Here is a 13,549-nt window from a genome sequence, read left to right as displayed (position 1 = left end):
CCGTCAGCCAAGATAGGCGCCCTGGGCCAGAAGTTCCCTGCGCAAATCCGCGTAGTCGACATGCCGCGGGCTGGCCCTGTTACCGACCGAAAGCGCCGCGGCAACACCAGCTGCCTGACCGAGCGCAAAACAGGGCGGCATGACACGAATGGCGCTGAGCGCCTCATGCGTCGCCGAAACGGCGCGGCCGGACACCAGCAGGCCCTCATGAGCGCGCGGCAGCATGACCCGGTAAGGTATCTGGTAGATATTGGCCGCATCAAGCCCCGCGCCACCGGTCCCACCGCCCGAGCCTGTGGGGTCGTGAATATCGAGCGGATAGCCGCACAACGCCACGACATCGTCGAAGGCGCGGCCGGAATGCAGATCCTGCAGTGTCAGTTCGTAGGCGCCATCGATCCGTCGCGTTTCCCGCACGCCGATCTGGGTTGCCGTGTCCCGCGGTTCCACCTGCTCGAAGCCGGGCAGGTTGTTGCGGAAGAAATCGAGCAGCGCCACGGTCTGCTCGCGGCCTTCAACCTCGGCAAGCGAGAGCTCAAGGGCGTCAGCCCCATTGCGGCGCAAGACGCGGCCGGTATTGATGCGCCAGACGCCGGGTTCCATGGTCTTGTAGAGACCGATGCCGCGGCGAGGCACGGGAAAGCGGCCCTCTGCCGTCGCCTTGGCGACGATCGAGGCGAAGGGCCGAAAATCCTGCGGATGCGCGCGGATGTAATCCTCCACCACCTGGTCATCGACGTTCTGCACGCGGAAGAACAGTGTCTGCGGCTGGGAAAGGCCGTCGCTTTCCCGCCCCTGGCGGGTATGGACTCCGGCATAATGGGCGACATCGCCATCGGCCGAGCAGTCGACGACGACCTTGGCACGAATGCTCCTCAGCCCGCCCTTGCCGGCGCAAACAACCCCGAGCACCTGGGGATTGTCCGCATCATGATCGTCGACGATCGCATCGACGACCATGGTGTGCAGCAACAATTCCACTCCCGCCTCGATGCACATGCGCTGCGCCGCGACCTTCGCCGCCTCAGGCTCGAAAGGCGTCACCTTGTCGTGGCCGTAGACGATGAAGCCGCAATAGGCCGAACCTGCCGGGATCGTACTCGGATGCAGCGCGCCGCCAAGCGCCATCATCCGCTGAACGAATTCTTCGTAGATGCCGCGGATCAGTTGCTGGCTGCCATCGAGCGAATAGGAGGTCATGCAGGGGCCGACGAGGCCCGCCGTGAGGTTGCCGCCGAGGAAGCCGTAGCGCTCCACGAGGCGTACCCGCACGCCAAGACGTGCCGCCGCGACCGCAGCCGATAATCCCGATGGTCCGCCCCCGATGACGAGCACATCGACATCATCGAGTTCGGGAATATCAGCCGAATAGGCGTAACGGCGGGCTGTCTGCTGCATGCGTTTATCCCCTCCCCGTCTAGCGGAACATCGATCCGCCATCGACATCGAGCGCGGCACCGTAGGTAAAGCTGGCTGCATCCGAGCACAGGAACATGATTGCCGCCGCCATGTCCTCCGGCCGCCCCATGCGCCGCATCGGCAGATTACCGGCGATGCGGTCCTTCAGCGACTGATCGATATGCGAGTGCATCGGGGAATCCGTCGGCCCGGGATTCAGCGCGTTGATGCGGATCTTCTTGCCCGCAAGTTCGCGCGCCACCGACTTGACCATCGACAGGGTCCCGGCTTTCGATGCCGCATAGGCGGTATCGGCAATCAGGCCGCCGCCGCCATGCACGCCGGCATCCGAGGCGATACAGACGATGTTGCCGCCATCGGGGTTGTCGAGCATGCGCTTGACTGCGCCCTGCACGACGAAGAAGGTGCCGAGCAGATTGACATCGAGCACGCGGTGCCAATGCGCCCGATCCTGCTCGAATATACGCTTGGCTGTGATGATCGCCGCACATGTCACGACGTTATCGAGACGCGCCAGATTGGCGTCGCAATAGTCGAAGGCCTTATCGATGCTTTCCTGATTGCTGACATCCACCGTCACCGTGTGAACAACCGCGCCGCCATTACACAGTTCCGCACCGTAGCGCTTCAGCCCCGCCTCATCACAGTCGGCCATGACGACTTCCGCGCCCTTGCTGGCAAACGCCCTTGCAGTTTCAAGACCCATTCCACTCGCTGCGCCCGTGATAAGGACGGTTCGGCCTGCAAAACTATCGTCGGAAAAAGTAGCATAGGCCCCAGACATCGTCGCAGCTTCCTTCATTAACGGCAGCCCAAACAACCGGTCAGCAGGCCCGCCTCGCTATTGCTAGAAACGTAGCAACTATGTTATATAGTTGTAAAGCGCAATGTGTGGCGATACGCTGTCTGGAAACAGTATCCCGACCAGGAAAGGCGCCGAGGACCGATCGGGCATGTTTCACGACAGTTGCCGGAACGTGGCTGAGTTTGCTGCAGCGGTTCCCAACGTTAAATCTCGCATGGCCACGTCATTTGGCAAAAGCAGCAAAGCCCCGGCCGTTTTTGCGGTCCGGGGCTTTTAAGTATGTGTATTTGGGAATGTTTGGTTGCGGGGGCCGGCTTTGCCCCGTTCGGGTCTTAAAACAGTCCACTGGACTGTTTTATCGGGCGGGGCCCGATCGACCTCTCACCCTTCAGGTTATGGTGAGCTCTGCGAACGAGGAGCTAACATCGCCAGGGAAAGCGAAGCTTTTCCGCCAGCGATAAAAAGATAGGTGCTGATCTTTAGAGAGGAATTTGGTTGCGGGGGCTAGCAACACCCGATTCCTGCGATTAGTCGAACGCTATGTACCGAAATTGGCGGCGTAATTCCGATGCAAAAAGTTTCAATCGATACTAGGTCGTAGTGACGATTTAACTATTTGAGCCAGATGGCGATTGCGGCGAGTTTTACAAAGCCCATGAAGTTGGCGAGGAGCTTGTCGTATCTGGTTGCGACGCGTCGGAACTGCTTAAGCTTGTTGAAGATGCGTTCGATCTTGTTGCGCTCCTTGTAAAGATCGACGTTGTAAGAGCGCAGGATTTTCCTATTGCACTTGGGCGGGATGACGACTTGGGTTCCGGCTCCGGTGATCTTGTCGACGAGATAGTCTGCGTCATATCCCTTGTCGGCAATGGCTGCATCGGCATTGATGCCGTCGATGAGATCCTCGGCCAACGCGATGTCGTGGCGCTGGCCGGGACTGGCGATCAGGCGGACCGGAAGACCAAGCAGAAGCGGTCATCGGCAGAACCCGCGAAAGTTGTCAGAAACTCTGTGGCGATCCAGCTGATATGATTGGGCCCGTATGCAACCATTGGCTCGCTCGCGGACCGTTGCTCAGCAATTGCGCTTACAACATCATGTGCTATGCGCTTGTCGTTACCATCGAGGGCCTCGGGCCTACTGAGCGAATCCGAGACTCGCGATCCCAATTCCCCCCACCAGGATCAGGCTCGCGGCCCACACGATATCGAGATTGAACCAGCTTTGTGAGATGAACTTGGGTCCGAGCCATCGATAGACGGCAATGGCGATAACGCCGCCACTTACAATCATGGCGGCCGCGTGGACCACGGAGACGGCCGTGGCGGTGATCAGATTACCAGTCATGAGCGTGGCAGCCGCTTGGTGTCCGACATCCGGTTCCCCGGCCAAGCACAGGCCCAGATAAATCGGCACCAGCATCAGCCCGGCGCCATGCGCGGTGGCAGCCGCGAAGGACCACAACGCCAGTTGCGCCGGCGGTATACGGGCAAGAACACGCGGGTGGCGCCGGTTGATCAAGAGATAGATTCCGGCTGCGATCACGATCAACCCGGCCGCGATGCGGATCTGTCGTTCCCAGACAATCAGCGTCAGCATCGCGCCGAAGGGCAGCAGGATGCCAATCATCGCCACAAAGTGGCCCATTGCCAAAAGGCCGAGCGCCCGGAACAATTCGCTGGCACGTCTGTCCAACAGTCCGGCCGAGACGGCCAACGGCCAGCCCATGCCGGGGTTGACGCCGTGATAAATGCCGCTGGCGATGACGGCCAACCAGAGAGACCCGGCAGTCGTCCACTCGCTCATCGCTTCATTGACCCGAGCAGTCGGTTACACCGATGGATAGCAAAATGAATCCGTCGAGCAATCGCCGCCTTCCAGACGAATCTGGTGCGAGCGATACCCCTCGGGGAACTTGACATAAAAGTCCTTGTCCAGGGTGATCCCACCGTTCTCGCCGACACTGGCCTTGACCATGGCTGCCGGGATACCATCGGGATAGAACTGGTCGTCCCAGGTCGAATACAGAGAGTTGGTCCAGTAAACGCGTTTGCCGTCGCGGCTGATCTCGACCATCTGCGGGCCGCCCCTGTAGTCGCCGCCGCCGGGATGCTTGGTCTTGCGCGTAATGCCGCCAATATGGACGGACCCTGCAAGCTTAGGCTTCATAGGATCGGTGACGTCATATTGGCGCATCTCACCGGTCCCCCAGCAGGATACGTAGAGGAAGCGGTCATCGAGCGATAGGTCTATGTCGGTTACCAGCGGCGGGACCGCCTCGAAGCCCTGCAAAAGCGGGGGAAGGTCATCTTTCGCAGCTGCCTCGGGCGGGATAGTCGCCGTCTTTTCGCAATGAAATTTGCCGTCCTCGCGCCACCATGTCCAGATCGATCCCTCAAGGTTTGTCGTGTCAACGACCACTCCAAGGAAACCGTATTCTTTTACCGGGTCATGGGCGGGGCGGACTTCCAGTGCCATCTGGTGATTGACTCCCAGATCAATGGTCTGCACGTTCCTGCGTTCGCGCAAATCCCAGAAATGCACCCGGTGTCCGTATTTGTTCGACAGGAGATCTTCCGGGACGATGCCCTTCTCGAACTGGGGCGGAAGTGCCCACTCGCTCGATACCATGTAGTCGCGTGGCAGGTTCCACCAGAAATCATACTGCTTGTCCTGTGGCCCACGATCGATCTCATAGCGCCCGATGACATCGAACGTCTCGCAATCCATGACAAAGATGCCGGGAGGTCCGTCGGTGCCCTCAGGGCCACCGCCCCCAAGCGTCGAGACATAAATACCTTCCGGACCGCAGTGAATCGTATGAGGCCTAGAATAGCCCGTCTTGGCAAACACTTCTTCTGGCTCGATGACCTTGTGGATTTTGGCTTTGGTCGGTCCGCCCTTGGTGTCTATTACGTAGATGCGCGAAGATCGAATACCGGGAATGATCAGAAACCGGCGCTCGAGAAACGGGTGACCGTTCAGCGGCGAAAGGGCCGAAGAGCACGCGTTCCAGCCGAAGTGGTGAAACTCGTCGCCCTTGTTTGGCATTATCACGCTATGGACGACCTTGCCGTAGTCCTTTGACTTCGGGTCTACGTCAACTATTGCTAATCCATCAGGCCGAGAGAAGTCGGGACTCAACATCAAAGTGTACGCAAAATTTTCGACTGGCGCCTGCATTGCGAGCTTGGCAGTCGCGTGGAAAGTCCGGTCTGGCCGTACAGTCATTGTCGTCCTCCCTTGGCGGGTTAAGCAGCCCGTCAGACAATCAGGGCACGACCTGCGTTTGGACGCCCGCCGAAAACGTCGAGACGCTTTGTTGTTCGCACGCTATTTTCATCCGACTTTGAAGAATCTCACGGATTCTGGAGAACTACAATCTCGATTTGCACCGGAAGAGTGTAAGCGCGAATTTCCCCGCACCTTGGTCAATCAGGTGACGCTCGTGCCCGAGGCGTTTACCCAATGCTAGCCGTGTGCCAGGCCTTAAACGCAAGAAAGCCCTCCACGATGGGAGGGCTTTCTTGTTGATAATTAGATAATTGGTAAATTCTGGTTGGGGGGCAGGATTTGAACCTGCGGCCTTCAGGTTATGAGCCTGACGAGGCGAGGCGGATAAGCAATCGATCCAGTGAATCGATTGCCCGCCGAGCGGGCTGCTCCACGAGGAGCGCTTTGATTTTTGGAAGGAAAGTTTGGTTGCGGGGGCCTGAAGCCACAGAGACTTGTAACTTCGGCGGAACAGCCGGTGTGATTTGGAAGAAATTTCCCACTACGCCGTAACAAAACGTCGGTACCGACCGGCCCAAGCCATTTGCCTATGGAACAATAAAATCGGTACGGCGCTATCGAAAGCGCGCACTTCGCAAGCGACCTTCGCCACATCCGGACCGGCCTGGTTTGCTCCGCCAATGACAATAATCTTGTGAAAAATCCGATATTAGGGCACAATTTGTGAACGCATCGGAATTTGCGGCGCAATCTCGAATCCGGCCGTCTCGCGCCGGGTACCAGTTCGCGTCGGAGGGTCGGCGTCGATGGATCAGGGGTTCTTTCTTCTGTTCGCTGCGGTATCCGTGATCACGGCCCTGACGGTGGTCCTGGCGCGCAATCCGGTTCACAGCGCATTGGCGCTGATGGCGTGTTTCCTGCAGGTCTCGGCAATCTTCGTCTTGCTCGGGGCACCGTTGCTCGCGGTCATCCAGATCTTCGTCTATGTCGGCGCGATCATGGTCCTGTTCCTGTTCGTGATCATGATGATCGATGTGCGCGAAGCCGTGTTGCAGCGATTCTTGCCGGGCGGCAACCTCCCGGCTCTGGTACTGCTCGTCCTGCTCGGGGTCGAGATGCTCGTGCTGCTGCTCTGGAGCGACCGCTTTTCGGTCATGGAGCCCGTCGCCATGCGCGGCGGCGATGACATCCGGCAGCTTAGCACAGCACTTTTCGCCGACTATCTCCTGCCGTTTGAAACCGCCTCCGTAATCCTGCTGGCAGCCCTGGTCGGCGCCATCATGCTGGCGCGGAAGGAGCAGGGGTGATGGTTCCGCTCTGGTGGTATATTGTGCTCGGAGTGGTCCTGTTCGTGATCGGAGCGGCGGGCGTGCTGCTCAGGCGCAATATTCTAGTCGTACTGATGTCGTTGGAGCTGCTGCTCAACTCGGTCAACATCAATTTCATCGCTTTCGGGCGTTACCACGCCGATTTCCGCGGGCAGATCTTCGCGATCTTCGTCATCGCAATCACCGCGGCGGAGGTTGCCGTCGCCCTCGGAATCCTGGTCGCCCTCGTGAGGAACAAATCCACCCTCAAGGTCGACGACGTGACGGTGATGAAAGGATAGCGGCTTTGGACCCGGTTGTATCGATCCGGCCGTTGCTTGCCGTCACCGTCGCCGGTCTGGCGGCCCTTGCCGTTCTCCTTTTGAACAAGCGCGAGAGACTTCGCGATCTGGTCTCGCCGTTGGCCGCGATCGCCATGTTCGCGATTGTCGTGTCGATGGCGCCCACGGTGCTCGCGGGCGGGACGGTCGAACTGCGCCTGTTCGAGATTCTGCCGGGGATTGACTTTGCTTTCCGGGTCGATGCGCTCGGCATGGTGTTTGCCACCGTCTCGTCGCTGCTGTGGATCGTGGCGGCGATCTATTCGGTCGGCTACATGCGGCATTTGAACGAGCATGCGCAGACCCGGTTCTTCGCCTGCTTCGCCAGCAGTCTTGCGGCCGCCGCCGGCGGCGCCTTCGCCGCCAATCTGTTTACGCTGGTGATCTTTTACGAAGTGCTCAGCCTCGTTACCTATCCGCTCGTCTACCACCACGAGGACGAAGAGGGATGGAGGGGCAGCCGCAAGTACCTCGTCTATCTGATGGGCGCCTCGAAAAGCGCGTTGCTCGCCGCACTGGCGCTGACCTACCATATTGCGGGGTCGCTCGACTTTGTCGCGGGAGGGCTGCTGGCGGGGAGCGATGCCTCGGCGGCGCTGCTGACGGTCATCTATTTCTGCTATCTTTTCGGCTTCGCCAAGGCCGCTGTGATGCCGATGCACGCCTGGCTGCCCGCCGCGATGGTCGCGCCGACACCGGTCAGCGCGCTTTTGCATGCAGTGGCAGTGGTCAAGATGGGCGTGTTCTGCGTGCTGCGGGTGGTGTTCCATGTCTTCGGCACGGGGCTAGTGGGCGGGCTGGGCCTCGGCATCGTAACGGCCTATCTGGCTTCGTTCACGATCCTGATGGCGTCGGTTTACGCCCTGACGCGGGACGACCTGAAGGCCAGGCTCGCCTATTCGACGGTCAGCCAGCTCTCCTACATCGTGCTGGGCGCGGTTCTGTTGTCGCCGGTCGCGATGGTCGGCGGGATCATCCACATCGCGGCTCACGCATTCTCAAAGATCACACTCTTTTTCTGCGCCGGCTCGATTTATTGCGCGTCCGGCAAAAGGAACATCAGCGACATGGCCGGTGTCGGCCGCAGGCTGCCCTGGACGATGGGGGCATTCTTCGTCGCCTCGCTCAGCATGATTGGCGTGCCGCCAACCGCGGGGTTCGTCAGCAAATGGTATCTGGCGCTGGGCTCTGTGGAGGCGGGAGAAATTGCRTTCCTGATCGTGCTCTTAGTGAGCTCGGTCCTGAACGCCGCCTACTTCCTGCCGGTTAGCTATGCCGCCTTTTTCGGGACGGAAGAGCAGGAAAGTCCGGCGACGGTCCGTGAAATTCCAATGATGACGATCCCGCTGGTCGTAACCGCCCTCCTGTCGGTGTTGATGGGCATTTTCCCGGGCTATTTTCTGGCTTTGGCGGAAGGAGTGGTCAGATGATCAATAGCATCGTCGATTATTTCGGCAACGAGGCATATGCGACACGCCGCCGCCGGCTGTTTTATCTGGTGCTCGTCCTGATCGTCGTCGCCGACTTCCTGGTCTTCCGCGAACACGCCGAATATCTGTGGGACAGCGTGCCTGGCTGGTCGGCCGTCTACGGCTTCGTCTCCTGCGTCCTGCTTATCTTCGTTTCCAAGTTTCTCGGCCATCGCGCCGGGCTGATGCGGCGCGAGGACTATTATGACTGACTTCATCCATCCAGCTCTGCTCTTTATTCTTGGCGCCCTACCGATCCCGTTCCTCAGCGGGTCGGTCCGCAAGGCCTATCTGCTTCTGATCCCTGCGCTGGCGATCCTTGTCGTGCTTGCGATGGAGCCGGGCAGCTATGGCGAAGCGCGGTTCATCGGGCAGGAGATCCTGATCGCAAAGGTGGACAAGCTCAGCATCGTCTTCGCCACCGTTTTCACCATCATGGCGCTGATCGGCATGGTCTACGCGTTGCATCTGACGGATGCCGGCCAGCACGTGGCGGCATTCGTCTATGTCGGCAGCGCGCTTGGCGTGGTGTTTGCCGGTGACTACCTGACCCTCTACCTGTTCTGGGAGGGCATGGCGTTCGCTTCCGCCTATCTGGTCTTCGCGCAGCGTGGCGGGCCGGCGATCCGGGCCGGGTTCCGCTATCTCATGGTCCATATCACCGGCGGCGTCGTCCTGCTCGGCGGCATCATTTCCCACGGGCTCGCCACCGGTTCACTGCTTTTCGGCCCGATCGCGGGGGGCCTCACCAACGGGGGAATGGGGGTCGGCGACTACCTGATCCTCGCCGGCTTCATCCTCAACGCGGCCGTGCCGCCGCTCAATGCCTGGCTGACCGATGCCTATCCGGAGGCGACCGTCACCGGGGMGGTGTTCATGAGCGCGTTTACCACCAAGACCGCCGTCTATGTGCTGGCGCGGGCGTTTCCGGGGACTGAGATTCTGGTCTGGCTCGGCACCGCGATGGCACTCTACGGCGTCATCTACGCCGTGCTGGAGAACGACTGCCGGCGGCTGCTCGCCTATCACATCGTCAGCCAGGTGGGCTATATGATCGCGGGTATCGGCATCGGGACCGAGATGGCGGTGAATGGGGCTGCCGGCCACGCCTTCGCGCATATCCTCTATAAGGCACTTCTGTTCATGGGTGCCGGGGCAGTCATCTACGTCACCGGCCGTCGCAAACTCACCGAGCTCGGCGGGCTTTACAAGACCATGCCGCTGACCGTGGCGCTTTACATGGTCGGCGCCTTCGCGATCTCGGCGTTCCCGTTCTTCTCGGGCTTCGTCACCAAATCGATGGTGATTGCGGCTGCCGGACAGGATCATCGGGCGTTTGTCGTGCTGGCGCTGACGATGGCGTCGTCGGGGACGTTCCTGCACACGGGCTTGAAGCTCCCGTATTACATGTTTTTCGGCGTGGACCGGAAACTGGAGGCGCGGGAGCCGCCGCGCAATATGCTGGTTGCAATGGGCATGGCGGCGGTGCTCTGCATTGCAATCGGGGTGTTTCCCCAGCCACTTTATGCGCTTCTGCCCTATCCGGTCGACTTCGAACCCTACACGGCCCCCCATATCACGGAGAGCCTCGGCCTGCTGATGTTCACCGCCCTGGGATTCGTGGTGTTCCTCAGGGCGCTCGACCCCGAGAACACGATCAGCCTCGACACCGACTGGTTCTATCGCAAGGGCGCGCGGCTCTTCATGTGGTTCGCCGAAAAACCGTTGGCACGCTACGAAAAGGCGGTGAGTGACGTGTCGGAGACCGCAGCGCTACCCCTCCTGCATGGGGCGGCACGGGCGGGACTGTGGATCGATCTCACCGGCGTGGACGCCGTCGTGAACGGCGTCGCCCGCTCGATCCTGCGCGGCGGCGACACGCTGCGGCGGCTCCAGACCGGCGTCGTGACCCATTACGCTCTGGCGATGATCGCCGGTGTAGTCGCGGCCACCATCGTCTTCGCCGTGGTGTGGCGGTAGGGGGTGCGATGGGATTCCCGCTACTGAGCCTCATCGTATTCACGCCGGCCGCCGGAGCAGCGGTTTTGATGTTTCTCCGCAGCGACGATGCCGTACGGTGGACCGCGCTGGGTGTCACCGTTGTCGACCTCGCTCTCTGCATTGTAATGCTGACGAGCTTTGACACCACGACCCACCAGATGCAGTTCACCGAGACGCGTCCGTGGGTGCCCACGCTCGGGATCACTTATGCGCTCGGCGTCGACGGAATCAGCGCGCTCTTCGTTTTCCTGACCACGCTGTTGGGCTCGATCTGCGTGCTCGCATCGTGGGTCGCGATCGAGCGCAAGGTGAAGGAGTTCATGATCAGTCTGCTCTCTATGCAGGCCTTGATGCTGGGGGTGTTCTGMGCGCTCGACCTGTTCTTGTTCTACGTCTTTTGGGAGGCGATGCTGATCCCGATGTACCTGATCATCGGCGTCTGGGGCGGCGACGGCCGGGTCTATGCGGCATTCAAGTTCTTCCTCTACACGCTGGCGGGCAGCGTCCTGTTCCTGATCGGTGTCATCGTGCTCTATTTCAACGGCGGCGAGACCTTCGACATCCTCGCCCTCACAGCGCAGGATTTGCCGTTCCGGGTCCAGTCTTGGCTGTTCTTCGCCTTCCTGATCGCTTTTGCGGTCAAGGTGCCGATGGTGCCGGTCCATACCTGGCTGCCGGACGCCCATGTGCAGGCGCCGACGGCGGGCAGCATTATCCTCGCCGGAGTGCTCCTGAAGATGGGCGCCTACGGATTCCTGCGGTTCTCGCTGCCGATGCTGCCGGAGGCATCGATGTATTATTCGACGCTGATGCTGGCGCTTTCGGCGCTTGCGATCGTCTATGGCGGGTTGCTCGCGCTGGCGCAGGACGATCTGAAGAAGCTGGTGGCCTATTCCAGCATCAGCCACATGGGCTTCGTGACACTGGGGATTTTTGCGCTGAACCTCCGCGGGCTCGAGGGCGGTATCCTGCAGATGTTCAATCATGGCGTAACGACAGGCGCCCTATTCCTGTTCGTCGGGCTGATCTACGAGCGGACCCATACCCGCAGCATCGCCGACTATGGCGGGTTGATGAAGGTGGCGCCGGTCTACACCACGTTTCTGGCACTGTTTACCCTGTCGTCGATGGCGCTGCCGGGAACGAATTCGTTCGTCGGCGAGTTGCTGGTGTTGTCAGGCGGGTTTGCGGCCAACTTGGTCGCCGGCTCGGCCGCCGTTTTGGGCGCATTGCTGGGGGCTGCCTATCTGCTTGGCATGTATGGGAAAGTCGCGCTCGGCCCGGCCAGCGTCGGCGCCCGGTTGACGATACGCGACGTGAACGCCCGTGAGATGGTTGCGATCCTGCCGCTGGCCGTCTTCGTACTCTGGGTAGGGCTCTATCCGAAACCCTTTCTCAACGTCATCGATGCCTCGGTGCAGCATCTGCTGACGGACGTGCACAGTAGGGGGAGCGGCCAATGACCGCCGCCACGCTTTTCCAGTCGGCCCTAGCGAGCCTGCCCGAGATCGTGGTGATCACCGGCGCCTGCATCCTGCTGATCCTGGGACAGTTTGTGCGAAAGGGACAGGAACATTTCCTTGTCTGGGCGTCGGTCGCGGTCGTGTTGATTGCCGCCTTGGCGACACTCATTCTTTCGAGCGAGGTGCGGCCGGCATACACGGGCATGTTCATCGCCGACCGCTTCGCGGTCTTCTTCAAGTTCGTTTTCTACTTAGCCACCGTTCTGACGTTCCTCCTTTCGCGAAAATATGCCGATATCGAAGGGATCGGGAGCAGCGAATACTATGTCCTCCTGCTCTTCGCGCTTTCGGGCATGATGATCATGGCCTCCGCGACCGATCTCCTGTCGATCTATGTGAGCCTCGAACTGATGGTGATTTGCACCTATGTGCTGACCGGCTTCCTGCGGCATGAGCGGCGGTCGAACGAAGCAGCACTGAAATACGTAATCCTTGGCGCGGTCTCGACCGGGATTTTCCTTTACGGCGTTTCGCTGGTCTACGGGCTCACCGGCACAACGCAATTGGACGGGATGGCTGCGGCCGTGACCGGCGATCCGCTCGATCCCGGATTGCTGCTTGCGGTGGTCTTCATTGTCGCGGGGCTAGTCTTCAAGGTCGGCGCGGTTCCATTCCATATGTGGGTGCCGGACGTCTATGAAGGTGCGCCGACGACGATCACCGCCTTCATGTCGGTGGGCCCCAAGGCAGCGGGGTTTGCGGTGATCCTGCGGGTGTTCCTCAATCCTCTGGTCGCAGCCTCAGACATTTGGATCATCCTCGCCGTCATTGCGGTGGTGACGATGGCACTCGGCAGTTTCGTGGCGCTGGTGCAGGACAATTTCAAGCGTCTCTTGGCCTATTCGAGCATCGCCCATGCCGGGTTCGCCATTTTCGGGGTGGCCGCCGGCGGTGCGGACGGGATCGCCAGCGTGATGCTTTACCTACTGATCTACTCTTTCATGAATCTCGGCATTTTCGCCACCGTCATCATGATGCGGAATGGCGATTTCTCGGGCGAGATTATCGAAGACTATGCGGGTTTCGCCAAGTCGCATCCCGGGCTGGCGCTTCTGATGCTGCTGTATCTGTTCTCGCTGGCCGGCATTCCGCCGACGGCCGGGTTCTTCGCCAAGTTCTACGTGCTGGTCGCACTCGTCGAGCGAGGTTTCGTCATGCTGGCGGTGATCGCAGTGCTGCTGAGTGTCGTCGCCGCCTACTTTTACATCCGCATCGTCATGGTGATCTACATGCGCGAGCCGGAGAGGACGTTCGACCCCGCGCTGACGCCCTTGGTGCGCGCCACGCTGGCCTTCACCGCCGCCGGCACCATCGGCATCGGCCTATTTCCGGCGTGGTTTCTGAGGCTTGCTCAGCATGCAGTGTTTGGTGGCTAATCGATTGGATTTGCAATGATCAACCCGACGGAATAAACTGGCAACGCAAGAAAGGATTGCCCAGGTCGCTTCCC

Annotated in this window: 11 protein-coding genes and 1 pseudogene; 7 read left to right on the top strand and 5 right to left on the bottom strand. The window is 60.3% G+C overall.

What is annotated here, in order from left to right; all coding sequences use genetic code 11:
- Positions 1 to 3 precede the first annotated feature (3 nt).
- The 5 genes and pseudogenes from AC1ECN_RS21305 to AC1ECN_RS21285 form a co-directional block, all read right to left on the bottom strand.
- Positions 4 to 1,398, bottom strand: coding sequence for an FAD-dependent oxidoreductase (locus tag AC1ECN_RS21305; protein ID WP_130673047.1), 1,395 nt, complete (start codon positions 1,396 to 1,398; stop codon positions 4 to 6).
- Positions 1,399 to 1,417: 19 nt separating this feature from the next.
- Positions 1,418 to 2,221, bottom strand: a complete 804-nt coding sequence (locus AC1ECN_RS21300; RefSeq protein ID WP_130673048.1) for an SDR family NAD(P)-dependent oxidoreductase — start codon at positions 2,219 to 2,221, stop codon at positions 1,418 to 1,420.
- 615 nt (positions 2,222 to 2,836) lie between these two features.
- Positions 2,837 to 3,190 (bottom strand): annotated as a pseudogene (locus AC1ECN_RS21295) (IS5 family transposase); the annotation flags it as partial.
- A 171-nt stretch (positions 3,191 to 3,361) separates the two neighbouring features.
- The gene (locus tag AC1ECN_RS21290) at positions 3,362 to 4,030 is read right to left on the bottom strand and encodes a hypothetical protein (protein WP_018073609.1); all 669 of its coding nucleotides are present in this window, start codon (positions 4,028 to 4,030) and stop codon (positions 3,362 to 3,364) included.
- Between the two features lie 24 nt (positions 4,031 to 4,054).
- A complete protein-coding gene (locus tag AC1ECN_RS21285; RefSeq protein WP_018073608.1) occupies positions 4,055 to 5,455 on the bottom strand; it encodes a selenium-binding protein SBP56-related protein in 1,401 nt (466 codons plus the stop codon).
- Positions 5,456 to 6,264: 809 nt separating this feature from the next.
- Between AC1ECN_RS21285 and AC1ECN_RS21280 the strand changes: the two genes are divergently transcribed.
- Genes AC1ECN_RS21280 through AC1ECN_RS21250 form a run of 7 tightly spaced genes read left to right on the top strand, consistent with a single transcriptional unit; the run spans position 6,265 to position 13,475 of the window.
- Positions 6,265 to 6,765: an NADH-quinone oxidoreductase subunit J gene (locus tag AC1ECN_RS21280; protein WP_024319315.1), complete on the top strand. Its 501-nt coding sequence runs from the start codon at positions 6,265 to 6,267 to the stop codon at positions 6,763 to 6,765.
- A complete protein-coding gene (gene nuoK / locus AC1ECN_RS21275; RefSeq protein ID WP_007819572.1) occupies positions 6,765 to 7,067 on the top strand; it encodes an NADH-quinone oxidoreductase subunit NuoK in 303 nt (100 codons plus the stop codon). The genes AC1ECN_RS21280 and nuoK overlap by 1 nt, the downstream gene beginning before the upstream one ends.
- A 5-nt stretch (positions 7,068 to 7,072) precedes the next feature.
- Positions 7,073 to 8,536, top strand: a complete 1,464-nt coding sequence (locus AC1ECN_RS21270) for a monovalent cation/H+ antiporter subunit D family protein (RefSeq protein ID WP_024319314.1) — start codon at positions 7,073 to 7,075, stop codon at positions 8,534 to 8,536.
- Positions 8,533 to 8,787 (top strand): hypothetical protein, encoded by a 255-nt coding sequence (locus AC1ECN_RS21265; RefSeq protein ID WP_075225432.1) that lies wholly within the window; start codon positions 8,533 to 8,535, stop codon positions 8,785 to 8,787. Before AC1ECN_RS21270 ends, AC1ECN_RS21265 begins: the two co-directional genes overlap by 4 nt.
- A complete protein-coding gene (locus AC1ECN_RS21260; protein WP_477954023.1) occupies positions 8,780 to 10,555 on the top strand; it encodes a Na(+)/H(+) antiporter subunit D in 1,776 nt (591 codons plus the stop codon). Before AC1ECN_RS21265 ends, AC1ECN_RS21260 begins: the two co-directional genes overlap by 8 nt.
- Positions 10,556 to 10,563: 8 nt before the next feature.
- On the top strand, positions 10,564 to 12,039 hold the full coding sequence (locus AC1ECN_RS21255; protein ID WP_477954021.1) for an NADH-quinone oxidoreductase subunit M: 1,476 nt from the start codon (positions 10,564 to 10,566) through the stop codon (positions 12,037 to 12,039).
- Positions 12,036 to 13,475, top strand: coding sequence for an NADH-quinone oxidoreductase subunit N (locus tag AC1ECN_RS21250; RefSeq protein ID WP_130673051.1), 1,440 nt, complete (start codon positions 12,036 to 12,038; stop codon positions 13,473 to 13,475). The genes AC1ECN_RS21255 and AC1ECN_RS21250 overlap by 4 nt, the downstream gene beginning before the upstream one ends.
- Positions 13,476 to 13,549 lie beyond the last annotated feature (74 nt).

The sequence above is a fragment of the Rhizobium sp. 01N447_2 genome, assembly GCF_056399245.1.
The sequence above is the reverse complement of the archived record's forward strand: the minus strand, read 5'-3'. Positions and strand labels throughout refer to the sequence as shown.

Coding starts and splice junctions, on each gene's coding strand:
- AC1ECN_RS21285 (WP_018073608.1), bottom strand. CDS start 5,455: ATGACTGTACGGCCAGACCGGACTTTCCACGCGACTGCCAAGCTCGCA.
- AC1ECN_RS21280 (WP_024319315.1), top strand. CDS start 6,265: ATGGATCAGGGGTTCTTTCTTCTGTTCGCTGCGGTATCCGTGATCACG.
- AC1ECN_RS21300 (WP_130673048.1), bottom strand. CDS start 2,221: ATGAAGGAAGCTGCGACGATGTCTGGGGCCTATGCTACTTTTTCCGAC.
- AC1ECN_RS21305 (WP_130673047.1), bottom strand. CDS start 1,398: ATGCAGCAGACAGCCCGCCGTTACGCCTATTCGGCTGATATTCCCGAA.
- nuoK (WP_007819572.1), top strand. CDS start 6,765: ATGGTTCCGCTCTGGTGGTATATTGTGCTCGGAGTGGTCCTGTTCGTG.
- AC1ECN_RS21265 (WP_075225432.1), top strand. CDS start 8,533: ATGATCAATAGCATCGTCGATTATTTCGGCAACGAGGCATATGCGACA.
- AC1ECN_RS21290 (WP_018073609.1), bottom strand. CDS start 4,030: ATGAGCGAGTGGACGACTGCCGGGTCTCTCTGGTTGGCCGTCATCGCC.
- AC1ECN_RS21250 (WP_130673051.1), top strand. CDS start 12,036: ATGACCGCCGCCACGCTTTTCCAGTCGGCCCTAGCGAGCCTGCCCGAG.